23 protein-coding genes and 1 other RNA gene are annotated in these 25,153 nt (G+C 45.6%); 14 read left to right on the top strand and 10 right to left on the bottom strand.

Annotated elements, in window-relative coordinates; all coding sequences use genetic code 11:
* Window positions 1-405 precede the first annotated feature (405 nt).
* Both ACHA99_RS10180 and ACHA99_RS10175 read right to left on the bottom strand, forming a co-directional pair.
* Window positions 406-1,608, bottom strand: a complete 1,203-nt coding sequence (locus ACHA99_RS10180) for a porin (RefSeq protein ID WP_393942545.1) — start codon at window positions 1,606-1,608, stop codon at window positions 406-408.
* A 222-nt stretch (window positions 1,609-1,830) separates the two neighbouring features.
* On the bottom strand, window positions 1,831-4,278 hold the full coding sequence (locus ACHA99_RS10175; protein WP_393942543.1) for a DNA polymerase II: 2,448 nt from the start codon (window positions 4,276-4,278) through the stop codon (window positions 1,831-1,833).
* 137 nt (window positions 4,279-4,415) lie between these two features.
* Here ACHA99_RS10175 and dinG point away from each other — a divergent pair, with 137 nt between their 5' ends.
* From dinG to ACHA99_RS10145, 6 genes are read left to right on the top strand one after another with little or no spacing between them, the layout of a single operon-like run.
* A complete protein-coding gene (gene dinG / locus ACHA99_RS10170; protein ID WP_173245594.1) occupies window positions 4,416-6,488 on the top strand; it encodes an ATP-dependent DNA helicase DinG in 2,073 nt (690 codons plus the stop codon).
* 9 nt (window positions 6,489-6,497) lie between these two features.
* The gene (locus tag ACHA99_RS10165) at window positions 6,498-7,271 is read left to right on the top strand and encodes a sulfite exporter TauE/SafE family protein (RefSeq protein WP_393942541.1); all 774 of its coding nucleotides are present in this window, start codon (window positions 6,498-6,500) and stop codon (window positions 7,269-7,271) included.
* On the top strand, window positions 7,262-7,930 hold the full coding sequence (locus tag ACHA99_RS10160) for a primosomal replication protein (RefSeq protein WP_393942539.1): 669 nt from the start codon (window positions 7,262-7,264) through the stop codon (window positions 7,928-7,930). Before ACHA99_RS10165 ends, ACHA99_RS10160 begins: the two co-directional genes overlap by 10 nt.
* A gap of 9 nt (window positions 7,931-7,939) precedes the next feature.
* A complete protein-coding gene (locus tag ACHA99_RS10155) occupies window positions 7,940-8,629 on the top strand; it encodes a DUF2057 domain-containing protein (RefSeq protein WP_131524308.1) in 690 nt (229 codons plus the stop codon).
* A gap of 29 nt (window positions 8,630-8,658) precedes the next feature.
* Window positions 8,659-9,567 carry a histone deacetylase gene (locus tag ACHA99_RS10150; protein ID WP_393942536.1) on the top strand — a complete coding sequence of 303 codons (909 nt, stop codon included), beginning with the start codon at window positions 8,659-8,661 and terminating at the stop codon, window positions 9,565-9,567.
* A gap of 33 nt (window positions 9,568-9,600) precedes the next feature.
* Window positions 9,601-9,891: a late competence development ComFB family protein gene (locus tag ACHA99_RS10145; protein ID WP_028760452.1), complete on the top strand. Its 291-nt coding sequence runs from the start codon at window positions 9,601-9,603 to the stop codon at window positions 9,889-9,891.
* Between the two features lie 218 nt (window positions 9,892-10,109).
* Here ACHA99_RS10145 and ffs read toward each other — a convergent pair.
* From ffs to pspA, 8 genes are all read right to left on the bottom strand, one after another.
* An RNA gene (gene ffs, locus ACHA99_RS10140) (signal recognition particle sRNA small type) lies at window positions 10,110-10,207 on the bottom strand.
* Window positions 10,208-10,466: 259 nt separating this feature from the next.
* Window positions 10,467-10,829: a ComEA family DNA-binding protein gene (locus ACHA99_RS10135; protein WP_173496509.1), complete on the bottom strand. Its 363-nt coding sequence runs from the start codon at window positions 10,827-10,829 to the stop codon at window positions 10,467-10,469.
* 226 nt (window positions 10,830-11,055) lie between these two features.
* Window positions 11,056-12,249 (bottom strand): methionine gamma-lyase, encoded by a 1,194-nt coding sequence (gene megL / locus ACHA99_RS10130; RefSeq protein ID WP_393942534.1) that lies wholly within the window; start codon window positions 12,247-12,249, stop codon window positions 11,056-11,058.
* Window positions 12,250-12,577: 328 nt separating this feature from the next.
* Window positions 12,578-13,786, bottom strand: a complete 1,209-nt coding sequence (locus ACHA99_RS10125) for a TIGR01620 family protein (protein WP_393942532.1) — start codon at window positions 13,784-13,786, stop codon at window positions 12,578-12,580.
* On the bottom strand, window positions 13,783-15,243 hold the full coding sequence (locus ACHA99_RS10120; RefSeq protein WP_393942529.1) for a YcjX family protein: 1,461 nt from the start codon (window positions 15,241-15,243) through the stop codon (window positions 13,783-13,785). The genes ACHA99_RS10125 and ACHA99_RS10120 overlap by 4 nt, the downstream gene beginning before the upstream one ends.
* 113 nt (window positions 15,244-15,356) lie before the next feature.
* On the bottom strand, window positions 15,357-15,743 hold the full coding sequence (pspC, locus tag ACHA99_RS10115) for an envelope stress response membrane protein PspC (protein ID WP_028760457.1): 387 nt from the start codon (window positions 15,741-15,743) through the stop codon (window positions 15,357-15,359).
* On the bottom strand, window positions 15,730-15,969 hold the full coding sequence (pspB, locus tag ACHA99_RS10110) for an envelope stress response membrane protein PspB (protein WP_006081138.1): 240 nt from the start codon (window positions 15,967-15,969) through the stop codon (window positions 15,730-15,732). The genes pspC and pspB overlap by 14 nt, the downstream gene beginning before the upstream one ends.
* 17 nt (window positions 15,970-15,986) lie before the next feature.
* Window positions 15,987-16,670 (bottom strand): phage shock protein PspA, encoded by a 684-nt coding sequence (pspA, locus tag ACHA99_RS10105; RefSeq protein WP_006081137.1) that lies wholly within the window; start codon window positions 16,668-16,670, stop codon window positions 15,987-15,989.
* A 177-nt stretch (window positions 16,671-16,847) separates the two neighbouring features.
* Here pspA and pspF point away from each other — a divergent pair, with 177 nt between their 5' ends.
* The 8 genes from pspF to ACHA99_RS10065 all read left to right on the top strand — a co-directional run bounded on the left by pspF (window position 16,848) and on the right by ACHA99_RS10065 (window position 24,978).
* Complete coding sequence (pspF, locus tag ACHA99_RS10100; RefSeq protein WP_393942526.1) at window positions 16,848-17,939, top strand: phage shock protein operon transcriptional activator; 1,092 nt, start codon at window positions 16,848-16,850, stop codon at window positions 17,937-17,939.
* A gap of 69 nt (window positions 17,940-18,008) precedes the next feature.
* Window positions 18,009-19,634, top strand: coding sequence for an ABC transporter substrate-binding protein (locus ACHA99_RS10095; protein ID WP_028760460.1), 1,626 nt, complete (start codon window positions 18,009-18,011; stop codon window positions 19,632-19,634).
* Window positions 19,634-20,665, top strand: a complete 1,032-nt coding sequence (locus ACHA99_RS10090) for an ABC transporter permease subunit (RefSeq protein WP_028760461.1) — start codon at window positions 19,634-19,636, stop codon at window positions 20,663-20,665. The genes ACHA99_RS10095 and ACHA99_RS10090 overlap by 1 nt, the downstream gene beginning before the upstream one ends.
* Window positions 20,652-21,542: an ABC transporter permease subunit gene (locus ACHA99_RS10085; protein WP_105252931.1), complete on the top strand. Its 891-nt coding sequence runs from the start codon at window positions 20,652-20,654 to the stop codon at window positions 21,540-21,542. The genes ACHA99_RS10090 and ACHA99_RS10085 overlap by 14 nt, the downstream gene beginning before the upstream one ends.
* Window positions 21,543-21,545: 3 nt before the next feature.
* Window positions 21,546-22,553, top strand: a complete 1,008-nt coding sequence (locus ACHA99_RS10080; RefSeq protein ID WP_028760462.1) for an oligopeptide/dipeptide ABC transporter ATP-binding protein — start codon at window positions 21,546-21,548, stop codon at window positions 22,551-22,553.
* Window positions 22,534-23,319: an ATP-binding cassette domain-containing protein gene (locus ACHA99_RS10075; protein WP_393942523.1), complete on the top strand. Its 786-nt coding sequence runs from the start codon at window positions 22,534-22,536 to the stop codon at window positions 23,317-23,319. The genes ACHA99_RS10080 and ACHA99_RS10075 overlap by 20 nt, the downstream gene beginning before the upstream one ends.
* Before the next feature lie 105 nt (window positions 23,320-23,424).
* Entirely contained in the window at window positions 23,425-24,627 is a 1,203-nt protein-coding gene (fabV, locus tag ACHA99_RS10070) for an enoyl-ACP reductase FabV (protein ID WP_393942520.1), read from the top strand.
* Window positions 24,628-24,765: 138 nt separating this feature from the next.
* On the top strand, window positions 24,766-24,978 hold the full coding sequence (locus tag ACHA99_RS10065) for a molybdopterin-binding protein (protein WP_006085368.1): 213 nt from the start codon (window positions 24,766-24,768) through the stop codon (window positions 24,976-24,978).
* Window positions 24,979-25,153: the final 175 nt, after the last annotated feature.

The raw sequence follows: 25,153 nt of genomic DNA, 5'->3' as shown, positions 1-25,153 counted from the left end.
ATATTCTGCATCTACATTTATGCATAGATAGCGTAAATTGCTCTAGCGCAACCTTAGTTGCTAACACGTCAATTTCAAGAGCAATAAAATCACATGTGAAACAATAAATCAACAAATAACAAACAAATAACACATTATTACCCTAACAAAGGTACATGTGGACACGTGGATGATGATTATTTATACAGCAAGTGATTTTAGGGGATGGAGATAGCACAACTTAGATCATAATTGACATGAGTTTGTTGTAAGGAGAGAAAATGCTAAAACTTAAACCATTTAAGACGATATTATTGAGTTTAATAACCTTTTTGAATGAAAAAGCCCAAAGTTTTACACTTTGGGCTTTGGAGCAACACTTACAACTGGCACAATTCTAAACAATTGTAATAGATAAGGTCGAACTTAGAGCGTGTAACGGATACCGATTGCAACGCCGTCAGATTCTGAAAGCGACATTCTGGCTTCATGTTCTCCAGAAAAATCACTGTAATCTTTACGTGCTTCTACATATAGAACTGTGTTTGGGTCCCATACAAAATGCAAACCAACCACGACAAACTGACGTTTGAACTCATCGTTAGGATCGGCATTAAAGTTAGGTTGAATGACATAGTCTTTACCGGCATCAAGCACGTTGTAAGAAATGAATGGGCGTAATCCATTGTCAAACTTGTATGAAACTAAACTTTCAATACCATAAGCGTCTTTAATCAAACGACCAATATTGTCTGTGTCATGATTTTCTTGTCTGTTAACGTTTGCAGCAGCGTATAAGCCATTGCTATCGAAGTTACCCCAAGTGATACCCGCACCGTAGATAAGATCAACCGCTGTGGTTTGTTCGCCGTTACCAAAACTCACATCAAACTCACCGCGGTTAACACCCGCAGTTAAGGTCAGCATATCAGTGGCTTTATAGGTCAGCGCGCCACCATAAGTATAATTGTATTCTACTTGTTGAGCTGCTTTATCACCGCTTTCCCAGTTCTCTTGACACTGAGCTTGTGAAATATCATCCGTTGTATCACAGGTATAGAAGCTGCTGTTTTTCAACTGTGCTTGAACTGCAAAGCTTACATCGCCAAATGCATTGCGATATTGAACTGTTTTATCACCACGACCAACACCGTTTACCGCGCCATCATCTTTATTATAAGTGTAAACACCTGCAGTGTTACCGTCCCACACAAAACCGTAGTTAGTGTTGTAAACGACATCGTACCAAGCGCCCCACTGCTTACCAATAGTCAGTGTTCCATAAGTGTCATGGGACAGACCAGCGTAACCTAAACGGTTATAAAAGAACTCTTCTTGAACAGATTCGAAGCGATTGTTATAGACGATGTCGCTACTACCTACAGGGTTCACACCCCATTCCAATTTAGCAAATGCTTTCCAACCGTCAGTCAACTCACGATTAAAACCAAAATTAATGCGAGATGCGCCGTTAACAACCTCTGTTTCCCCTTGAGTGTTGATCACGCGTGCATCAATAAAACCACCGATTTCTACGGCATTTTTATTATCTTTATAGATCTCGATAGCTGAGACTGATGGAACTAAAAAAATTGCTGCAAGCGCAGTTGCTACTAACGTCTTGTTCATTTGGTGCTTAACCTTTTTTGTTTATGTTCTGTCAACGTCATTCCGTTGTTATATTTCCTTACAATTTCCTCTTAAAGGGTAGCAAACTTTCAATATTCCCTCAAAGCTAAACCTAAAGAATATGTCGATTAACATCACAAAAACAAACCAGTTAACCTCTACAAAACAGGTTAAAACGCTACATTCGCCACCCTGCGCAACACATAAAGAACATTAAAAACACTATATTAACAGCAACTGCTTTGACGCAATATCCATGTAGTTTAGTTTCATTATCGAAAAAACAGGCTCGGCAATAGGGCCAATTTGCTTATCAATGTAGTATTGGTAATCAATTGGTGACGTTCTGTACAGTAAGGATTCCGGTCCATTTACAGTAATCAGATAATCAATCTGCGCCCCACGCTTGCCAAAAGAGGCATCTCCTGTTAAGTCGCATAATTGTTGAGCGACTTTAACATGGGGAGAAGATTTAGCCGTGTAATCTTCAATATTGCGTCGCATACGTTTGCGAAATACCAAATCATCATCCAACTCACCATCAAGCAGCTTTTCAAACACACTGGCCAAATAAACACTAATATCCCTTTGGTTAAACATCCGTTCATAGAGTGACTCTTGAACTTTGCGCGCTAAAGGGCTCCAATCACTGCGCACTTGCTCCATACCTTTAAAAGTAAGCTCAAGTTCATCGCTCGCATTGCGCCACGCGCCAACATAACGTTTTTTACTGCCTTCTAACGACCCCCTTAAGGTCGGCATAAAAAACTGCTCATAGTGGCGTTCAAACTGTAACTCGAGAAAACTCTCAACTTGATGATCTTCAGCGATCTTAGCCTGCCACTTAGCATTAATTTCCCGCGCCAGAGTGTTACCTAAGGCGTTAATGTCTGAGAGATCAGGCTCGCTGCCAAGCCAGACAAAGGTCGAATCCGTATCGCCGTAAATCACTTGATAGCCCATCTCTTCTATCCATGCGCGGGTTTGTTTCATGATTTGATGGCCACGCATAGTGATCGAACTTGCTAACTTTGCATCGTGGAAAACACAACCTTGAGAACCTAAAACCCCATACAACGAGTTCATGATAATTTTTATCGCTTGGGATAAAGGCGCATTGTGCTCACGTTTGGCCTTTTCGCGCTGCTCAGATAATGTTTGGATAAGCTTAGGTAAAATGGGCTGTTGCCGACTGAAACGCCCACCGAGAAACCCCGCAACACAGTCAGACTCGGGCAATCGCAAACCTTCAATTAATCCCTTAGGGTCAATCAAAAAGGTACGAATAATGGAGGGATACAGACTTTTAAAATCGAACACTAAGATGTGCTTATAAAGTCCCGGTACAGAATCCATCACATAGCCGCCGGGGCTTTCGATCCCATCACTCGCAGGAGCATAGGGTGCGACGTAACCTGCTCGATGTAGATGGGGTAAATACAAATGATTAAATGCCGCCACCGAAGCCCCAACTCGCCCCAACTCTAAACCTGTTAGTTCAGCTCGCGCGAGGGCGAACTCCCATAATTGAGTATGACTAAAAATATCCCACACCAGACGGCTGTCAGTAAGATTGTAATGTGCTAATGCTTGTTTATTGGCCTTAAACAACTGATCAATTTCTTCAACGCGATTATCCACGTTATGAATGGCCTTGCCTTCACCCAATAATTTCCGTGATACAAATTCCAACGAGAACCGCTCAAAATGATAGAAAGCGGCTTTGAGCCAATCGATACCATCGAGTACCACACGGCCCGGTAAAACTAAGGTTTCTGGCCGAAATTTATTATCGACTTTCCACTCAAGCTTTGCCCCTCCGCGGCCAATGGTGAGCGGAATACGGTGTAATAATGCCCGGCGTGACAAGAGTGCGAGGTCAAAACTCACCACTGACCAACCTATGACAAAGTCAGGATCAAACTCATGGAACCACGCGATTAATCGATGAATGAGTGCAGCCTCATCGGCCACCCATTCAATATATTCGGGAGAGTTTGATTCAGCCTCACCCACCATAATCACTTTTTCATAAGTCTGCTTGAGACTGTCTTGCTCTTCGTCTCGGCCACTGTATTGACCATATAGTGCAACTGAATAGAGTAAACCTTCAAAGCTGCATTCAAAATCCAGTGAAATACAGCGCAAATGTACAGCCGTTAAAGGGGCAATACTCTTAGCCCGCTCGGCGATAAACACGGGCAGCGAGTTAGCCTCAAGACTGTCGCTAGTCGGCGCGTGTATGTTACTCGTCGCAGAGAAATGCCCTAAAAATGCCACATCCAGCGCCACAAACCGCTCGATTAAATAACGCTGTTCGGGGCGAATGTCGGCTTCAAATAAAGGGATGTCGGCATCTTTAGCGATGCGCTGTAAGGTACGTAAACTATTGCTAGATTTAGCATAAACACCACTAACCGCGCCGCCTTTAAAGCTTTTGAGTGCTAACGGTACAAACCGCAATGCTTGACCCGGCGTTTGCAACTGCAAAGCCGTGACATCAGTTTGATGACAAAAACAAATGTGTTCAGTGCCTTGCACTTCCACCAGCACAGGGCCTTGGGCGGTAGCCAGATAATACTGCAACACTAAAATCCCATGACGATGAATCGCATGGCGTGTTAAGACTCGACCTTGTACACTAACGGCCGCGGTAGCCTCTGACTTCATCGCATGGTTTCCCAAATCGCATAGCTAGTCAATTTAGATGGTTCCTCAATTTAAATGCCGCCAAATGGCAGAAAAGTTTCTTAGGCTATGCAATCACTGTTATTATGTACAGCATTAATTCGATAAAGTAGTGACGCATGTTACCTGACAATGTAAAAACCCAGATCCGCGCCATCTATAAGGATATCGCTACCGCCTTGCCTAATTTTAGGCCGCGCCGCGAACAAAACTATATGGTGGCGGAAATCTCTAAGACCCTCGCCGGCGACTATGACAAAGATAGGCGCATCATAGTGGTCGAAGCAGGCACTGGTATCGGTAAATCATTGTCTTATATTCTCGGTACCATTCCACTGGCATTAGCGAGCAAGAAAAAAGTCTGTATCGCCACCGCGACCGTCGCCCTGCAAGAACAATTACTGCATAAAGACTTGCCCTTCTTCCTTGAGCAATCCGGCTTAAATTTCCGCTTTGGCCTAGTCAAAGGTCGACAACGTTATGTGTGTCTATCGAAACTGGCGATGCTCATCGGTGACGACAACAGTACACAAATGGCCATGTGGCAAACTAAGCCTGACAATAGCCAAGTAGCTATGATGCATGGCCTGTTAAAAGACTATAACGAAGGTCGCTGGAACGGCGAAATCGACACCTTAGCCGTGCCGCTGCCCGATCACCTGTGGCAACAAATCGCCTGCGACAAACACAGCTGTCATCGCCAAGTCGCCAGCCACAGAAATTGCCCGTTCCATAAAGCCCGTGAAGATGTCGATACCTGGGATGTACTCATCGCCAACCACAGCTTGTTATTCGCCGATTTAGAGCTAGGTGGCGGCGTGATTTTGCCCGATCCAGAAGACGTATTTTATGTTATCGATGAGGCACATCACTTACCGATTGTGGCGCGGGATTTCTCCAGTGCACAGGCCACGTTGAGGGGCGCATGCGACTGGCTCGAAAAAATTGGTAAAACCTGCGCCAAGTTACAAAACCAAATAAAGAGCAACAATATCATTGCCCCCGCGCAGGCGATGCAAGATCATTTAGGCGATCTTATCGCCCAGCTCAATCAAGTGGCCCACTACTGCGATACCCAGACCAAACACTTTGCCAATCCTGAAAACCGTCTGCGTTTTGAGCACGGCAAACTACCAGAGTCATTACTCATTCTCGCCGAAAACCTCGCTGTTACCTCTAATCTAGCCCTCAAACAGTTTAATAAAATGCTGTCACTGCTGGCCGAGGCGATTAAAGATGGCGATATTCCTAAACATCAATCCGAAGCGCTATTGGCCGAAACCGGATTTATGCTGCAAAGGCTCGAAAACCTGCAGAAATTGTGGAGGATGATGGCCAAGGAAGATAAGCACAAAGGTGCACCTATGGCGCGCTGGGTCGAACTCATCACAGGTAAACAAGTGGATTATCTGTTTAGCGCCTCACCTATCGAAGTCGGCTTTATGCTGGAATCCATGCTGTGGCAAAAGGCCGCAGGCGTAGTCTTATGTAGCGCCACGCTGCGCGCACTCAATAACTTCGACCATTTCGTACATCAGGTGGGGTTATCACTCAACGATGGCAGCCGTTATTTAGCCTTACAATCGCCCTTCGATTACCCCAATAATGCGACACTTTATTTACCCAAAATGCGCACTGAGCCGACGGATGATGCCTATACGGCTGAACTTGCCGAACAAATCATCACCCTTATTGAAGGCGAAATGGCAACCTTAGTGCTATTCGCCTCCTACTGGCAGATGGAAAAAGTGGTTGAATTACTTGAAGGTAAACTCACCACTGAGCTACTTATCCAAGGCAATGCGCCACGGCAACAATTATTAGAAAATCATAAAGCTAAATGCGATAAGGGCGAACCAAGCATCTTGTTTGGCACCGGCAGTTTTTCTGAAGGTCTCGACTTGCCCGGCGATTATCTGACTAACTTGATCGTCACTAAACTGCCCTTTGCCGTACCAACCTCGCCCGTTGAGCAAGCGCATGCAGAATATGTCAAAGTCAAAGGCGGTAATCCCTTCTTACAACTAACGATTCCAGATGCTTCACGTAAGCTTATTCAAAGTTGTGGTAGATTACTGCGTAAAGAGCAAGATTATGGCCGAGTGACCATTTTAGATAGGCGGTTAGTCACTAAACGCTATGGCAAGTCCTTACTGGATGCCTTACCGCCCTTTAGACGTGTTATAGAGTAGGATTAAAATTTGGAGTTGTTACTCGAGCCCAGTCATTGGGCCCTGTTGGCAGTCATAGGTCTTATCGCTGGATTCATTGATGCCGTCGTGGGTGGCGGTGGCCTATTGTCGATCCCCGCACTGTTAACCTTAGGCATTGCACCCCATACCGTATTAGGCACCAATAAGTTAGCCGCAAGCTTTGGCTCTTTTATGGCGGCTTGGACCTATTATCGCAAGCACCTCTTTAAACCCTCGTTTTGGTACATGGCTTTTATCGCCACCTTTATCGGCGCGGCATTGGGCAGTTTCTTAGTCTATTTAGTCAATACTCAATGGCTCGAAAAGGTCCTACCCTTGCTGATCATTGGCATCGCCATTTACAGTTTAATCAGCCCCAATGCGATGTCAGACGTTAACTGCCAAGTACCAACCAGCAAGCCGCCAGCCAAGCAACAATGGCTACAGGGACTGGCTTTAGGCACTTATGATGGTTTTGCAGGCCCAGGCATTGGCGCATTTTGGACCGTCACATCTGGCTCTTTGTATAAACTGCCTTTACTGCACAGTTGTGGCCTTGCCCGTGCGATGACTTTTACCAGCAACTTGACCGCACTGACTATCTTTGGCTGGCTTGGGCAGGTAGAGTGGCAAATAGGTTTGTGGATGGGATTGTGCATGATGTTAGGCTCATTTATCGGCGCCCGCTGCGCGATTAAATTTGGCATGCCCTTTATTCGTCCACTGTTTATTTTGATCGTGCTAATGATTGCAGCGAATTTGGCATGGAGCGCATGGTTGTGAACACCCAACAATTACTGGTGATGCTAAAAAATCAGCTCAAAGCCCTAGAGCAAGAAGTACTGCAACACGATAATCGACTCGCGCCGCCACAGCGCAAACTCCTGCAAGAAACAGAGCGTTTTAATCACTCGCTGTTTGTCCAACACGGCGCCCAACTCGGCCCCTGTATTGAACAAATTCGTAACAGTATTATGCAGCTCGAAAAACAAATTAAGCTTAAACTCGCCCCCCAGACCATTGCCCTGAGCTGTGAGCGGATCCAAGATAGATTCACCGCAGTCAAACGAGCCTTGCTGACCACTTCTATTGACATTAAGTCTAAAACTCAGCAGCGTGCCAGTAGCCGTGCCCGTTTTGCACAGCACCAGAATCAGTCTCACCAAGCCAGTGGTTTCGATTGGATCGCCAATAACGTGATGCAAAATAGTCATGAGATCTACGAAGAATTGAACAAACATCTTAATTGGGCGAAAAAATTTGAACAAAAAATTGAAGAAATGGAATCAAAACTTGAAAACTGTCATAGTGCTGACAAAATAAAATTGCAAAATGACATCCTTTTGATGCATCGTCGTCTAGGAAAATGCAGGCAAGCTATTAGTTATATAGAAGATCGCATTCAAATATTCGAACGCCCGTATCAGAGTAATAACCGTTAAGGAGTAACAATGAAATCACTTTTGCCAATTAGCAGCCTGCTAGTATTACTCGGATCTGCCTCAGCCTTCGCTGCAGATCTGAACATTCCTATGTCATTTGAGTATCTTGCTCTTGATGGTAAAAAAGTCGAGTCGAGCGTATTCAACCATAAAAGCAGCTTAGAATTGGCCCCCGGCACTCACAAAATCGCCATTCGTTATCATGAAATGGTAGAGGATGATTTTAGTGACAGCCAAACCTTTGTTAAGTCAGCACCTTTCATCGTTACTTTAGATGTTGATGGCGACCATCAATATTACCTGCAAGCGGCCGAAGGTGAAGTCGTTAAAAAGCCTAAAGTTTACGCGCAAAACCCACAAATCAAATTAACCCGTAGTGACAAAGGCAACGTCAATTACCAAGTAGTGAATACCAATTTAGAAGAAGAAAGCTTCGTCTCTCGCCTTTTCAGTGGTAATCAAGCCGTTGACGTATCCGGTACTGCCGCAGCAGCAACTGGTGCCGCTGGTGCAGTAGTAGCCGTTGCACCTGCACCGGTGACAACATCGGCGACCGTTAACGCAACATCACTCACCGCCCCCGTAGACACCTCTAAAGCAGCAGGAGCCAACCCACAACAAATGTTGCAATACTGGTGGCTACAAGCGGATGAAAAAACCCGTAAAGAATTTATGAGCTGGGCAATTTCACAGCTATAACAACTTGCGATAACGAGGTTTAGTCAATATTGACTCTGATCCCACTGGTTTATCACGCCAGCTATTCCAAGCTGGCGCTTCCTCCCCATCACAGATTTCCCACCACTAAATACGCACATTTACGGCAGTACTTACTCGATAACCACATTGCCACGACTGCACAGTTCCACGCACCAACGGCCATGAATGCAGAAGATGTAATACAAGTGCATCAACGCGAATATGTAGAGCAATTTATCGCGGGTACCTTGCCAACAGCGGCGCTAAGACGGATTGGTTTCCCGTGGAGTGAAGCCTTAGTTGAGCGTACCTTGCATTCAGTAGCAGGCACCACACTCACAGCTTCATTAGCCATAAATCAGGGTATTGCCCTGCACCTCACGGGGGGCTACCATCACGCCCATTACAATTTTGGCAGCGGCTATTGTATTTTCAACGACCTTATCCTCGCGGCCAGAAATGCCATCGCAAGCCATCAAGTACACAAGGTACTGATTTTTGATTGCGATGTGCATCAAGGTGACGGCAGTGCAACCCTTAGCCACCAATATCAAGGGATCATCAGTTGCTCGATTCACTGCAAAGAGAATTTCCCGAGTCGTAAGCAGCATTCCCACCATGATATTGAGCTAACCAAAGGCAGCGACGACAATCTGTATCTCGAAACTGTGGAGCAGACACTCGCCCTCCTTATCCGAATCCATCAACCAGATCTGATTCTTTATGATGCTGGGGTCGATATTCATCAAAATGATGATCTTGGCTTGCTCAATACCAGCCAAGAAGGACTGTTCAGACGGGATTTAACTGTGTTATCAATGGCAAAATCGGAAAATATTCCAATTGCAGCCGTGATAGGCGGCGGCTACAGCAGAGACGCACTACAATTAAGCCAAAGACACAGCCAACTTTTTATTGCGGCAAATCATTTGTGGTAGCAAACTCAATGAAAACCGTCATGGAGCATAACAATGCAACTCGAAATCCGTAATTACTACGAAGTTCTTTTAATGGAAATATTGTCAGATGAAGGACTTATGGACGAACTTCCTGAGGACTATCTCGCCGACTTATGTTGCGTGACCTTAAATCAACTGCCTGTGCGCTACATACGCCACCTCGTCGATACTTACTTCTTTGAAGACTATAACGAGCTGCAGGAATTAAAGCGTGAGATCCAAACCGCACTCGAAAAGTCCCGCGCCTTTCTTAAACAAAATCTGCAAAAAAGATTACAGGAAGAAGCCGAAGCAAATCGCTAATCTTGCTAAGAGTTACTATTGAGAGCATTTTTAGCCGTTGCAGTGGCAAGAACAGAGGCAGGTAATAGATTATCTCATTGTGCAGAAATATTAATGCTATAAATGATTAACGGCAGAAAACGGAAATAGCCTGTAAGCTAAAATATTAAATAATATAAATTGAGTAGATATAGAGAAGTACAACGGAAATAAACAGAGGGACTGTTGAATTGGAGGTTCCCCTAGAGCCGACACCCCGGCACACGAGTCGCTTGCTGCGGTTGCTCCCTTCCGGGCCTGGCCGAGTTCACAAGTTATCATTGCGGGGGGACCCTAGGGTCACCATAACTTCGAACATTACTTTGAATGACATAAACCAAAGCATTGCTTGAACGCGAAGGATTATCCCCCATGGACCCTAAGGGATCAAGCGCTAATCGATAAGATCTCTTAATATCCCACCTAACTGCACAATCTATAAGCAAATGGAGTGATTGAAATGATAAAAGCCTGCAAATGCAGACTTTTATATATGTTTTACTGAATCTCTTATCATAAAAATCAGCAGGCTACAGCGCAATCATCGCCAAAGGTGGTTACAACTTGATCAAATGGCGATTTTGCTCAATTATCTTAGCCCCAACACCAGAGACATTCGCTAAGTCATCTATAGCATTGAACTTACCATTTTTAGTGCGATAGTCGACAATCGCTTGAGCCTTTGCGGCACCAATCCCTTTGAGTACGAGTAACTGCTCGGCTGAAGCGGTATTGATGTTGACTTGAGCGGCATCTGGCATAGCTTTCTTCACATCCGATGCCATTTCACCCGCTTCAGTTTTAGCCTGTACTTTCACGGCGGCCTTGGTTGGGGTTTCTGTTGCGATTGCTGGGCTTGCCAAAAAAGCCGTTAATGCTATGGCACTCATAAAAGCAGGTATACGATTTGTGGTTTTCATAACAATTCCTCTATTCCATGATTTGCGGCCTTTCGTCCTACTTCCGTGGCCTCAAATCAAAAATAGTCTAAGCTGTCCCGAAATACCAAATCGGCGTCATAAATATTCACTATCGCTAAACTTCTGTCTTCAGCTCAATGAGCCAGTGCTTGACTATGATAAAAAGATGCAAAAAGCATCCTTTTATCATTCAAATAGCTAACGGTCTTTAAAATAACAACATTCATTAAGCTAATCGAGCTAGCGCTTGGTTCAAGTCGGCGATGATGTCGTCACAATCTTCTAAACCAATAGAGATCCGCAGCAAATTATCACCAATCCCAGCGGCAGCCCTTGCCTCTGGCGTATAAGGTGAATGCGTCATCGATGCAGGATGTTGAATCAGGGATTCAGCGTCACCTAGACTCACCGCAATTGAGAACAACTTTAGATATCCGACAAAGGCCATGGCTTCTTCTAAATTTGCCGCCAGTTCAAACGCGATAACACCACCAGCACGTTTCATCTGCTGGCCAATGAATTTATGCCCTTGATGAGATTTAAGCCCGGGGTAATACACACGTGTAATGCTTGGATGTTCCGCCAAAAACTCTGCCACGCGCTGGGCACTATCGCAATGGCGCTGCAAACGCACATCTAAGGTTTTTAGGCCGCGTAAGATCAGCCAAGCATCATGTGGCGATATCACAGCGCCAATATCCTTTAAAATTTCATACTTCACTTTATGGAGCTGTTCTTCACTGCCACACACTATTCCCGCAATCACATCGCCATGGCCATTAAGATATTTAGTCGCACTGTGGACCACCAAATCAATGCCAAAATCCAGAGGTCTCTGCAGTAATGGCGTCATGAAGGTATTGTCGACAATACTGACCAACTGATGACGTTTGGCAATATTCGCAATTGCCGCTAAATCAAATACCTGCAAATGCGGATTGACTGGGGTTTCACAGAAAATGACCTTAGTATTGGATTTAATCGCCGCTTCTATTTCTGCTTCCGATGAAAAGTCCACTAGGGACACTTCAATACCAAAGCGGGCAAACTGAGTCGTCATTAGCGCATAAGTACAACCGTATACGGCATTCGACGCCACTAAGTGATCGCCCATCTGCAAATTAGCCAGCAATGCGGCGGATACTGCGCCCATACCAGAAGCAGTTGCTGCTGCGGCCTCAGCCCCTTCTAAAATCGCCATTTTACGTTCAAGCTCAGCGGTTGTCGGATTCCCTAAGCGCGTGTAAATATACCCCGGCTCATTACCCGCAAATCGCTCACCACCTTGCTGTGCAGACTCAAACACAAAAGTCGCACTTTGATAAAGCGGCGTCACTAAGGTACCAAAAGCCTCTCGCTCATGACCGCCATGAATAACCTGTGTTGCCGCCTTCCACATCTTGCCTGACTCATCTTGCATACCTAGCTCCTTGTCATTGGCATTGAGCAGTTCCCGTTCTTGATTGATTGTTGGTGTGGAGCGCTCAATGCCCGCATTATGGATAATCTAATAGATAAGTTAATGAAACATTAGCCCTATCGAATAAGCCCTACCATAACGCGGCCAAGCACTTAAGCCAGTAGCATGACGAAAATAGCAGCGATCAAAAGTGTAATTAACTTGTTACATAGCACTTAGTCATTCTCTTTATCTGCAAGAATCATAAAAAATGCGCTAAGGAACAAGTCCATTAGCGCATCTACTTTCGGCTATTTGAATCGTTTAATCATATGATATTCAATAGCATCTACTCTTTAGACTTATCTTTAGATGACCGCGATACCCTATCATCAACATCGGCGAACTGGCCTTTTAATGCGTCGCGGCCTTCCTTGGTAAACAGCTTGCCTGAAAACTGCTTAAGTTCGATCAACAATTCCTGATGCACTTTAGACAATTTAGGCCTTTGCTCTTCCCTAAACACAATCGGCCGACACAGCGCCATGGCTTGATATCCAAGGCGCGCTGTTAACATGCCGCCCCCTAAGCCTTGGGCCAAACGAGCAGACAATTTACCTGTCATTTCAACCGATAACAGCTGTGTTCCTAAATCGGTAACTAACTCAGTGGTGCCCGCGTAGATGATATTAATAATAATGCTGCGGATAAGTTTAATTCGGCTCCAGTAACCAAGTTCAATGCCATAACAGCGGGCGACATCTCGCAGCATACGTTGATTACGCCAGAGGATAATCGCCATATCGAGCACAGCTAAAGGACTGGCCGCCAGTAAAACTGCCGACTCGGCTGCATATCTTCTCACTACTTTCTTTGCCAGTTCATCCCGCTCAGTCAGCACTAAGTCCTCGAATAACAATACTTTCTCGGCATCATTATGTTCATCTTTTAATGAACGGCGAAGTTGCTGCAAACCTTGGCTGTCGCCATAGTGGCAAACGATATTATCGATAAAGCTGTCTGCTTCACCCATTTGCATGCTCTGCGCTAGCCTTGCACCTGTTTCTTGAGTATCGGCGACCTGTTTGAGTCGCTTGAGCTTACGGTATTCACTGACTGCGCCCGCCAATGCCCACGCACTGACAACCCCAAGCACCACACCATAAAAACTGAACAACCAAGGGCTCTCAAGCCAAGCATCCCTCAGTCCTAATCCTGTTTGAACTACTACGAGCAGCAATAAACTCGCGACTGCCAGACGAGCGAGCCAAGACCAACGGCGTGATTTTACAAGTTGAGGCGATACCGATTTAGCATCGATCATTTTAGGATGGGATGACAGCGTTTCATCCATCAATTCCTCAATATCAGCAGCCACTTCTTGCACTGGCGTATGGGGATCAAAGGCTTTCGCCCCTTTGAGCTCCTCTTTGCTAGGTTTGAGCTCCACTATTTGTGGGTCAAACAGTTGCTGCTTTTTCAGCGCCTTATGCTCAAATGAGTGTACAGAGGAATTAGAGGCCTGCTCATTTGGATTATCAGATAGCTTTAACGTCATTCCAACTTATCTCCCAGTAAGTACTGCAGCAAATGATCAAGACGAATATGGTCAAAATGCACTTGAGAGGGGTCAACATTGGCATTGCTCGGCGGTGCAAAGCCGACAAAGTTAAACCCTTGGTCACGCCAAAAATGCGCTTCAGGTAAGCGAGTGGGCACTTCGCCGGGAAACAAGGTCAGGGCTTTACCGTTGAGTCCCATCCCCTGCACGACTTCGACCTCACCGTCCTGAGTTGTCACCATGCCATGGCGAGTCGCCTTGATGGCGCTAATCGCCATCGTCTCCACTTTACAACCATCGAAACTGGCAAAATGCTGGCTGTGTTTCAACATATCGGTCAGCAGGGACAAAACATGGCTCTGCTGATCGCGGGTCACATGGTCAACCTTGCTCGCGGCAAACAACAAACGGTCGATGCGGGGGGAAAATAAACGCCGTAAATAACTCGATTGGCCAAACTGAAAGCTTTCCATAATGGCATTGAGCGCTGCGCCCATATCCTCAAATTGCTTTTTACCGCGATTCAACGCACTAAAACAGTCAACGAGTACTAACTGCCGATCAAAACCGGCAAAGTGGTTTTTATAGAAAGGCTTAACCACTTTAGCCACGTATTCTTGATAGCGTTTTTCCAGTACATGGAATCCACTGTGTTTATCGCTTTGCGAAAGCTCAGCAAACTTTTCATCATTAACCAATAACAGGGGGAAAAAAGCCAATAAGGGAGCCCCCTGCCATTCACCCGGCAATAACATGCGCCCAGGTTGCGCTTGGTAATAACCTTGCACGTGCACTAAATCATTGAGTAATAGCTGATATTGATCGGCAATCTGCTTTAATTGCTGCTCATCGGCGCTGGCGGCTAAATCCAATGATGTCAAAGATTGCTCAAACTCAGCATACAAGGGTGAGCTTTTAAGATTCTCGATGCGAACTTGTTGAGCGCGACACCAAGTTACAAAGTCTTGGCGCAGCATAGGTAAATCGAGTAACCATTCGCCAGGATAATCGACTATATCCAAATACAAGGTGGCGGTATCAGAAAACTTGGCCAGTAAGCCTTTCTTAGGTTGGTATTTAATAGCCAATCGTAACTCAGAAATAGTACGGGTAGAGGCTGGCCAAGTCGCAGGTTCGGAAGTGAGCGCTAACATGGCGCCTTGATAATCAAAACTAGCGATTTCAAGATCCGGCTGCATGGCACGCTTAACACCGAGTAAACGCTGATCGCGGCTCACCTGCCACAGTGGCAAAGCGCTGTTGTTACGTGCGTGAGGTAAGGTTGAGACAGGTCCAGAATTGAGTAACTGATTGACTAACCCCGTAATAAACGCTGTTTTTCCTGCACCAGAAAGCCCAGTCACGGCCAAACGTAAATGCCGGTCCGCGGTGCGATGTAACAGGGATTGGCCCTTTTGGGTTAATTTATGGAGCGAGGCATCAAGCATTCCCATAGAGACTTCCCTTATGTCGAATGATGTTAACTTATGTCAAGTGATGTTGACTATACACTGGAATGGAGCAGAGATTAAGCAACAAGGGCGGACATGGCCGCCCTTTAGAAGGGTTACAAACTATTGATTTGTCTTTTTAAATCAAAGTTGTCAGAGGTGACATGGCGTTCTAAATTTTGTAGCCTAACTTCTAGACTTCGAAATTGACGACTCACGTCGCTTAGCGCTTGCTTTGCGGGTTCTCCCGACTGCCACGGCTTCTTCTTCACCTCGATATCGTCTCTATCGTAATGCTTTTGCGGCTTGATGTCTAAAATCACCCACAAAGCGACATAGATGATAAATACCACACCTGAGCCGCCGAGTAAGAAGATAGACACAGTCAGCACTCGCACTAACCAAGTTTCAATCGCAAAGTACTCGGCAATCCCTGCACATACACCCGCTATTTTGCCTGACTGGGGAATGCGGTACAAAGTACGGCCATTAGATCCTCTCATGTTTCCCCCTCCATTCGGGCGATTCTGTATCCAGAATGGCCTCTAAGGTCTCGATACGCGCCGCCATTTTATCGGCCTTGGATATCAAATCATTGAGTTGTGAAAACTCTTCCTCAGTGAGTCCCTGGCTCACTTGTCGCTTACTGCGATAATGAAGAACTAACCATATTGGCGCGACTATCACCATGAAAATAATAATCGGCGCCATTAGCACGTCCATATCCATAACTCACCTCTGAATTGTTATTCTTTTGACTTAGTTGGCGCTTTACCTTTTACCTTGGCTTTGAGCGCTGCCAGTTCTGCATTCACAGAATCTTCCGCTTCTAGCGCCGCAAACTCATCGGCTAAGGTCTTCTTGCTGCCAAGATCGTAAGATTCAACTTGGGCTTCTAAGCCTTCGACACGGCGCTCATATTGCTCAAACTTGAGCATAGCATTGTCGATCTTGCTTGAATCTAGCTGCTTTTTCACTTCTAAGCGTGATGACGCGGTTTGAGTGCGCAAAATAATGGTCTTTTGACGCGCTTTTGCATCGAGCAGCTTTTCTTGCAACATACCCACTTCATCTTTCAAACGTGCGATATGTTCATCGATAACAGCTAACTCTTGATTCAGCGTATCGGCTAAACCGGTCGCTTTTTGTTTTTCAACTAAAGCGGCTTTCGCTAAATCTTCACGGTCTTTGGACAGTGCCAGTTCAGCCTTATCTTGCCAATCTTGCACTTGCTCTAACACGCGGTTGATACGACGTTGCAGCTCTTTCTTTTCAGCTAACACTTTAGCTGAGGTAGAACGCACTTCAACGAGTGTGTCTTCCATTTCTTGGATAATCAGTCGAACCATTTTTTCTGGGTCTTCGGCTTTATCCAGCAATGCGCTGATATTAGAGTTAATGATATCGGCGAAACGAGAGAAAATTCCCATAATCCTATCCTCAAATTGATGTTGGTCTCGTACAAGGTAATACACTAACCGTGCCAACTTTTACTTATTATTTAAATACAACAACTTAAACAAAATATTAACTTTTACTTCCTTTTACGCTTCAAGCCACTTATTATCATTTTCACCAAATTTTAGCGCGAAAGACTAAAAAATATCGTGGATAATAAATTTCAGCAAGACAACCTTATCGGTCAATCTAACGCCCTACTCGAAGTGTTAGAACATGTGTCGCAAATAGCGCCTCTGTCTAAACCCGTACTGATTATTGGTGAACGTGGCACTGGTAAAGAGCTTATTGCCGAACGCTTACATTATCTGTCTAAGCGCTGGGATCAAAGTTTTATTAAGCTAAACTGTTCATCTTTGAGTGAAAATTTACTCGAGAGTGAATTATTTGGCCATGAGTCAGGAGCCTTTACTGGCGCCAAAGGCAAACACGAAGGCCGCTTTGAGCGCGCCGACGGCGGCACCTTATTCCTCGACGAATTAGCCAACACCTCAGGACTTATCCAAGAAAAGCTCCTGCGCGTCATTGAATATGGCGAATTTGAGCGGGTCGGCGGCAGTAAAACCGTGCAGGCTGATGTTCGTTTAATCTGCGCCGCCAACGAAGATTTACCATCACTTGCTGACGCAGGCGAATTTCGTGCCGACTTGCTCGATAGACTCGCCTTCGATGTAATTACTCTGCCACCACTGCGTTGCCGCCCAGAAGACATAATGACGCTGGCGGAATATTTCGCCGTTGGCATGGCGCGCCAATTAAAACTGCAGCTGTTCAGCGGTTTCAGCGCCCATGCGGTCGAGCAATTAATGACCCACGACTGGCCGGGTAATATCCGTGAACTTAAAAACGTAGTCGAGCGCAGCGTTTACCGTAATGGTGGTGAAAATAGACCCATCGATCATATCACCCTCGATCCCTTTGCTTCACCGTATCGGCCCCAAACGCGGATCAAGACCCGCGAACGTCAAATCACCTCAGTCGCGCCAACAACCGTTGCCAGTACGTCGCAATCTGCGCCGATACTTGAGACTGAAGTACCCGCCAATACTGAGTCTTCAGTGCATAACTTTAATTTTCCGCTGGATTTTAAAGAGCAAACTGAGAAGTTTGAGATGGATCTTATCCAGCAGGCACTCTCAAGCAGCCAATACAACCAAAAGAAAACCGCCGACATGCTCGGATTAAGCTACCACCAACTGCGTGGCATCCTTAAAAAATACAATTTACTTGATAAAGCATAAGCAGATTGCCCACGGGGGAGATGCACTGCTAAAATAGCCGTTCATAGTCGATAAAATAATGATTTATAAATGAGTGTGCTAATTAGACGCCTGTGCCTAACAACTGCAGTTTCTTGCATGAGTTGGTTGTTGGTCGCGTGTGGCCCCCAACGACTCCCTTCTGGTTTGGTGTATTGCTCCGAAGGGAACCCTGAGTCTTTTAATCCACAATTGGTGACATCTGGCACGACAATCGATGCCACCTCGCATCAAATTTATAGTCGCCTAGTGGATTATGACACCCAGTCAGGCAAGCTTGTCCCTGCCTTGGCGACGAGTTGGGCCATGTCTGATGATGGCTTAAGCTATCGCTTCACTCTCAGGGAAAACGTGCAGTTCCAGCATTCAAAGCGTTTTTACCCAACTCGCCCCTTTAATGCCGACGATGTGTTGTTCTCCTTTAATCGTATTATCGATACCCAGCATCCTTATCATTTTGTCTCCCGCACGGGTTATCCCTTCTTCCAAAGTATTGGCTTTTCTCAGCAAGTTAAAGGGATAGAGAAGATAAACGATCATGAAGTGGTCTTTTACTTAACCCGCAAAGACGCTTCTTTTCTGTCGAATTTAGCCACCGACTTTGCGGTGATCTTATCCAACGAATACGCGCAGCAGCAGTTAGCTTTAGGTCATCCTGAAAACGTCGACCACTTTGCCATTGGTACAGGACCGTTCACCTTAGTGCAATACGCTAAAAACGAATATATCCGCTATCGCCGTAATCCCGATTTTTGGGGAGAGCCAGCAAAAATCGATATGCTGGTATTTGATATCACACCCAAAAGTACAGTTAGGCTCGCTAAGCTTATCGCAGGAGATTGCAGCGTTTCTGCGCTGCCCAAAGCAGGTGAACTGCCTGTTATTAAACAGCATCAAGAATTAAACATCGAATCACAACCAGGGCTTAACGTGGCATTTTGGGCCTTTAATACGCAAAAGCCACCGTTAGATGATGTTCGCGTACGTCGTGCACTGGCCTATGCTGTTGATAAACAAAATATCCTGCGAGCGGTTTATCAAAATACTGCCATTGAAGCCACCGGCGTTCTGCCGCCAGCATCATGGGCCTACGAAAATAACAAAGGACTTGTCGATTACAATCCGCAAAAAGCACGCGACCTATTAAAAGAAGCTGGTATAAAAAATCTCAGCATCAATATTTGGGCCATACCGGTTGCCCGCGCTTATAACCCCAATTCGTTGAAAACGGCCGAATTAATTCAATCCGATTTAGCAAACATCGGCGTAAAAGTGAATATCGTCAGTTACGATTGGAGCGTATTTAATCAGAGACTGAGCCGCGACGACTATGATTCTGTGCTGATTGGCTGGAATGCTGATAACAGCGATCCCGATAACTTTTTTAATCCGCTGCTGAGCTGCGCAGCAATGCAATCAAACAACAATCGTTCTCGCTGGTGTAACCCTGAGTTTGATGCCATCTTAAACAGCGCAAGGGAAGTATCAGATCAAGCGGAACGTAAAGTGATTTATCAACAAGCAGAAGCCTTTTTAGCTGAACAAGTACCTATGCTGAGTCTGGCCCATGCCAAACGTGTAGCGTTAACTCGCAGTGATATCAAGGATATGCAGCTTACGCCTTTTGGTGGGATTTCCTTCACCCATACTAGCCAAGCACCACAGGAGGCGAATTAATGTTTACATACCTACTGCGTCGCCTCAATTTATTTCTTGCTACTTCGTTAGTCATGGTGGGTGTCTTATTTTACGCTACAGGCTTGTTTCCAGTTGAGCGCACCTATGCACTCACTGGCATACATACACCGACGGCGACCCAACTGGTTCAAATAGAACAAGACTACAAATTAGATAAAAACCAAGCGTGGCAATTTATCGCTTACCTACAACAAAGGCTTAGCGGTAATTTAGGGATTTCAGTCACGTCACATCAAGAAGTCGCCGAAGAACTCAGTGCCGTCCTGCCCGCCTCCTTCGAACTTGCTGTGATGGCGGGCATTATCGCAATTTGCTTGGGCGTGCCCTTAGGCGTGCTCGCCTCCCAGAGTCAACATAAGCTCACCCAAAATACCATTATGGCGATTACCCTAACGGGCTACTCTGTACCCGTATTCTGGTTAGGTCTGTATCTTTCGCTTTGGTTTGGCGTCGATCTTGGTTGGTTACCAATTTCTGGACAAATCAATTTGCTCTATGAAATCAAGCCCGTCACTGGCTTTATGCTAGTGGATACCTTGTTGTCAGAGTCTGAATACGGCATGTCGGCATTTAAAGATGCCCTGCTGCATATCATTTTGCCTGCCACAACCCTGGCCGTGTTACCTTTTACTGTAGTGGTTCGTAGCACCCGTTCGGCAATGGTGAATGTGATGAATCAAACCTTTATCCGCGCCGCCGAAGCCAGAGGCATGCATACTGGCACGATTATACTACGCCACGCCCTGCCCAATGCGCTGATCCCCGTACTTAAACATTTAGGGCTAATGCTTGGCTCATTTGCCAGTTATGCCATAGTGGTTGAAATGATTTTCTCTTGGCCTGGTGTAGGATCTTGGCTGGTTTCAGGGATTTACCAACGGGACTATACTGTTATCCAAGGTGGGATTTTGGCCGTGGCCCTATTGATTATCTTCCTAAGTATCTTGATTGAAGTGCTGCACACAGCCTTTAATCCACTGAGCAGAAAAGACCTTTATGCCACCAGTTAAAATTTATCAAGAAGATCAAATTGCCTCTCCGACTATGCGGGTTTGGATTAACTTTTCGGCTAATCCTTTCGCCTTAGCGGGTCTGTGGACGATTGCATTTCTGCTCTTGCTAACCCTGTTTGGCCCTATGATTGCGCCCTTCCCACCAGAGGCACAAGATCCAAGAGCCTTGCTGTTACCACCCTCTTGGGACCCTTCAGGGACAGTGGCGCACTTTTTAGGGACTGACGATCTCGGCCGCGATATTTTTAGCCGATTATTACACGGCGCGCACTTGACCTTTGGCATGGCGCTGCTGATCGTCGTTACCGCATTATTCACAGGCTTTATCATAGGGTCGTTGTCGGGCATGATGCGGGGCTTAAAATCCAGTATTCTCGGGCACTTACTCGACGCGCTATTATCGATTCCTTCATTATTAATGGCCATTTTAGTAGTTGCTGTAATGGGACCAGGGCTTGAAAATGTGTTCTGGGCCGTCGGGATAGCCTTAACCCCACAATTTGTGCGCTCCATACACCAGTCAGTGCATGAAGAATTACAAAAAGAATATGTCACAGCCGCGCGTTTAGACGGCGCTAACTCGATGCAAATTTTTTGGTATGTCATTATGCCAAACGTGTGGGAAGTGGTGATTATTCAAACCACACTTGCCATTTCAGCTGCTATTTTAGATATCGCTGCCCTGGGTTTTTTAAGCTTGGGCGCACAGGCGCCGAGTCCAGAATGGGGCGCTATGGTCGCCCAAGGAATGGATAATTTACTAACAGCGCCTTGGGCCGTAACTATCCCAGGCTTAGCGATTCTTTTCAGTGTGCTTTCCATTAACTTGGTTGGCGATGGCCTACGGTCGGCGCTTGCGCCCATCAGAAACTAACTTATGCCCTTACTCGACGTACGAAATCTAACGATTGAACTCGATACGCCCCACGGTAGAGTGCGGGCGCTAGAAAAAGTCAGCTTAACGCTCAATGCGGGCGAAATTCATGGGCTAGTCGGTGAATCTGGCTCAGGACGAAGTTTGTTAGCCAGAGCAATTTTAGGCATCCCCGGCCCTAACTGGACTATCACAGCAGACCGCATGATGTGGGATGGCAATAACTTGATGGCCATGAGCTCAAAAGAGCGCCGTAATCTGATGGGTTCAGACATGGCGATGATCTTCCAAGATCCGTCTGGCAGCTTAGATCCAGCACAAACCGTCGGCAGTCAGTTAATGCAAGCTATGCCTAAAAATCCTAGCGCCTATTTTTGGCAACGGCGCAGGCATGCAAGACTTACAGCACAGAAATGGCTGCATAAAGTCGGGATCAAGAATCCGCGGCAGGTGATGTCTAGCTACGCATGGGAATTATCCGAAGGCGAATGCCAAAAGGTGATGATTGCGATGGCGGTTGCTAACCAGCCTCGCCTATTGATTGCAGACGAACCCACAAGCTCGATGGAGCTCAGCACTCAGGCGCAAATTTTCAGATTATTATCCCAATTAAATCAATTACAAAACGTATCGATTCTATTGATCAGCCACGAGCTGGAAACCTTAGCCCAATGGTGCGATCACTTATCCGTGCTCTATTGCGGTCAAGTCATGGAATCTGGGCCGACGGACGAAGTGATTAAGCAGCCTTATCATCCTTACACTAAGGCGTTACTCGAAAATATGCCCGACTATTCAGGCTCAGGTGGTCACAAGGCGATTATGCCTACCCTACCGGGTTCTGCGCCCGCCTTACAGCATTTGCCTATTGGTTGCCGTTTAGGGCCACGCTGCCCTGAAGCACAAAAAAAATGCGTTAATCAGCCAAATTTGAGTCATATCAAAGACCGCTATTTTGCCTGTCATTTCCCTTATCACGGCGAAACCCATAATGACGACCCCACTGCTTAAAGTTAATGACCTTTATAAAAGATATGATACTGGTTATAAGGGCTTTTCCCGCCAATATAACGATGCATTAGCGCCCGTATCCTTTGAACTCGAACGCGGTGAAACCTTAGCGATAGTGGGTGAGGCGGGTTCAGGTAAAAGTACCCTCGCCCGCATTTTAGTCGGTGCAGAGCCCCGCAGCGGCGGCGAGATTTTTTTCGAAGGTGAAGCCTTAGACAGCCGCAATGTGAAGCAAAGATGCCGCTTAATTCGGATGATTTTCCAAGATCCGAATACTTCACTGAACCCGCGCCTAACGATTGGTCAATTGCTCGATGAGCCGCTGCGTTTCAACACCCAAATGTCTGCGCAATCGCGGCACACCCAAGTGGTCGATACCTTACGAAAAGTAGGTTTATTACCCGAGCACGCGGAGTTTTATCCGCACATGATTTCCGAAGGGCAAAAACAACGAGTCGCAGTAGCACGAGCCTTAATGCTCAATCCTAAAATTATCATTGCCGATGAAGCCTTAACCGCTCTGGACCTTTCGGTGCGTTCGCAAATTCTTAATTTGCTGTTAAAACTGCAAAAAGATCTCGGCTTGTCTTATATCTTCGTGTCCCATAATCTCAATATTATTCGCCATGTCAGCGATAAAATTATGGTACTGCACAAAGGTGTAATGGTTGAAAAATCTGATACAGAACAAATATTTAACTCACCAAAACATGAATACACTCAGAGGTTGGTCCAAGAGCAGAGTCTGTTTGTTCACAAACGCTAAACTGCTCCAACCACTTAAATAATCTGGTGAATTGGCTAAAAATAGGTGCCATTTACCCGCCGAAATATTTATCCTATTGGTCATTTTGATAGAAGAAGCTTAAACATGATTATCAAACCAAAAATTCGTGGATTCATTTGTACCACTACACACCCTGTCGGTTGTGAAGTAAACGTTCAAGAACAAATCACCTTAACTAAAGCAAAAGGCAAGATCGCTAACGGCCCGAAAAAGGTATTAGTAGTCGGTTCATCAAGTGGCTATGGTCTGTCTTCACGTATCGCAGCCGCTTTTGGTAGCGATGCCGCAACGATTGGCGTGTTCTTCGAAAAGCCAGGTACTGAAGCGAAACCAGGTACTGCAGGTTGGTACAACTCTGCCGCTTTCGACAAATTTGCTAAAGCGGAAGGTTTATATTCTAAAAGTATTAACGGCGATGCCTTTAGCCATGAAGCTAAACAAAAAGTCATCGAGCTTATCAAGCAAGATCTTGGTGAAATTGACATGGTTGTTTACTCACTGGCATCACCAGTGCGCAAACTCCCTGATTCAGGTGAGCTTATCCGATCAGCTTTAAAACCCATTGGCGAAACTTACACAGCAACTGCCGTTGATACCAATAAAGACTGCATCATTGAAGCCACCGTTGAGCCAGCAACTGAGCAAGAAATTGCCGATACTGTCACTGTTATGGGCGGCGAAGATTGGGAACTGTGGATCAAAGCCTTATCTGAAGCCGGTGTATTAGCCGATAAATGCAAAACCGTAGCCTATAGCTATATAGGAACAGAACTGACGTGGCCAATTTACTGGCACGGCGCCCTTGGCAAGGCCAAGATGGATCTGGACCGCGCAGCAAAAGCGTTAAATGAACAACTGTCAGCCACTGGCGGCAGCGCAAATGTTGCAGTGCTAAAGAGCGTTGTGACTCAAGCGAGTTCGGCCATTCCTGTCATGCCTTTATATATCGCTATGGTATTCAAGAAAATGCGTCAGGAAGGTCTCCATGAAGGTTGTATGGAGCAAATCTATCGCTTATTCAGTGAGCGCCTATTCCGTGCCGATGGTGCAAAACCTGAGACAGACAGTGATAATCGCTTACGTTTAGATGACTGGGAACTGCGTGAAGATATTCAGCAACACTGCCGTAATTTGTGGCCACAAGTGACCACAGAAAACTTATCAGAATTGACTGATTACCGTGAATACAAAGCTGAATTTATTAAGTTATTTGGTTTTGGTATCGAAGGCATTGATTACGATGCCGACGTTAACCCATACGTTGAATTTGACGTTATCGAACTCTAATCAACTCGATAGCGAATCACTGCTTATCACAAACGTTAAACGCCACTTTTTAGTGGCGTTTTTATTTATAACTCCCAGATTAAGATGCGCTACACTAGCTGCAGTTGACCCCTAATAATCCCTCAATAAGGAAAATCAATGAAAATTAGCGCAAGAAACACCCTCAGCGGTACAATCAAATCCATAGAAATGGGCGCTGTAAACAATGAAGTAACAATCGAACTTGCACCCGGTGTCGTACTGACCTCTGTGGTGACTAAAGCTTCCTGTGAGCGCCTAGGGCTCAAAGTGGGTGATTCGGCTTATGCCCTCATCAAAGCCAGCAGCGTAATGATTGGCGTTGATGATTAACCATTCAATTCAGTAACGTGGCGATTGAAGTAATGGAATATGGAGTCTGACAGTGTTGCTATAGCAGATATCTTTCGAACTTCATTGGTAAACTTTATCGAATTAAAAAAACAAAAAGGCCAAGTGAACTCACTTGGCCTTTTCTATTTAATCAGTCGGATAGTAAATTTAATAA

The sequence above is a fragment of the Shewanella sp. S23-S33 genome (assembly GCF_043359565.1).
Taxonomy (GTDB): domain Bacteria; phylum Pseudomonadota; class Gammaproteobacteria; order Enterobacterales; family Shewanellaceae; genus Shewanella; species Shewanella oncorhynchi.
The sequence above is the reverse complement of the archived record's forward strand: the minus strand, read 5'-3'. Positions and strand labels throughout refer to the sequence as shown.

Excerpts from the sequence above, each read along its gene's own strand:
- ACHA99_RS10145 (WP_028760452.1), top strand. The coding sequence starts at position 9,601 with ATGCAACTCGAAATCCGTAATTACTACGAAGTTCTTTTAATGGAAATA.
- ACHA99_RS10135 (WP_173496509.1), bottom strand. The coding sequence starts at position 10,829 with ATGAAAACCACAAATCGTATACCTGCTTTTATGAGTGCCATAGCATTA.
- ACHA99_RS10075 (WP_393942523.1), top strand. The coding sequence starts at position 22,534 with ATGACGACCCCACTGCTTAAAGTTAATGACCTTTATAAAAGATATGAT.
- ACHA99_RS10180 (WP_393942545.1), bottom strand. The coding sequence starts at position 1,608 with ATGAACAAGACGTTAGTAGCAACTGCGCTTGCAGCAATTTTTTTAGTT.
- ACHA99_RS10125 (WP_393942532.1), bottom strand. The coding sequence starts at position 13,786 with ATGACGTTAAAGCTATCTGATAATCCAAATGAGCAGGCCTCTAATTCC.
- pspB (WP_006081138.1), bottom strand. The coding sequence starts at position 15,969 with ATGGATATGGACGTGCTAATGGCGCCGATTATTATTTTCATGGTGATA.
- ACHA99_RS10080 (WP_028760462.1), top strand. The coding sequence starts at position 21,546 with ATGCCCTTACTCGACGTACGAAATCTAACGATTGAACTCGATACGCCC.
- ACHA99_RS10085 (WP_105252931.1), top strand. The coding sequence starts at position 20,652 with ATGCCACCAGTTAAAATTTATCAAGAAGATCAAATTGCCTCTCCGACT.
- ACHA99_RS10160 (WP_393942539.1), top strand. The coding sequence starts at position 7,262 with ATGGTTGTGAACACCCAACAATTACTGGTGATGCTAAAAAATCAGCTC.
- ACHA99_RS10175 (WP_393942543.1), bottom strand. The coding sequence starts at position 4,278 with ATGAAGTCAGAGGCTACCGCGGCCGTTAGTGTACAAGGTCGAGTCTTA.
- dinG (WP_173245594.1), top strand. The coding sequence starts at position 4,416 with ATGTTACCTGACAATGTAAAAACCCAGATCCGCGCCATCTATAAGGAT.
- ACHA99_RS10120 (WP_393942529.1), bottom strand. The coding sequence starts at position 15,243 with ATGGGAATGCTTGATGCCTCGCTCCATAAATTAACCCAAAAGGGCCAA.
- ACHA99_RS10095 (WP_028760460.1), top strand. The coding sequence starts at position 18,009 with ATGAGTGTGCTAATTAGACGCCTGTGCCTAACAACTGCAGTTTCTTGC.
- ACHA99_RS10155 (WP_131524308.1), top strand. The coding sequence starts at position 7,940 with ATGAAATCACTTTTGCCAATTAGCAGCCTGCTAGTATTACTCGGATCT.
- pspC (WP_028760457.1), bottom strand. The coding sequence starts at position 15,743 with ATGAGAGGATCTAATGGCCGTACTTTGTACCGCATTCCCCAGTCAGGC.
- fabV (WP_393942520.1), top strand. The coding sequence starts at position 23,425 with ATGATTATCAAACCAAAAATTCGTGGATTCATTTGTACCACTACACAC.
- ACHA99_RS10090 (WP_028760461.1), top strand. The coding sequence starts at position 19,634 with ATGTTTACATACCTACTGCGTCGCCTCAATTTATTTCTTGCTACTTCG.
- pspA (WP_006081137.1), bottom strand. The coding sequence starts at position 16,670 with ATGGGAATTTTCTCTCGTTTCGCCGATATCATTAACTCTAATATCAGC.
- ACHA99_RS10065 (WP_006085368.1), top strand. The coding sequence starts at position 24,766 with ATGAAAATTAGCGCAAGAAACACCCTCAGCGGTACAATCAAATCCATA.
- megL (WP_393942534.1), bottom strand. The coding sequence starts at position 12,249 with ATGCAAGATGAGTCAGGCAAGATGTGGAAGGCGGCAACACAGGTTATT.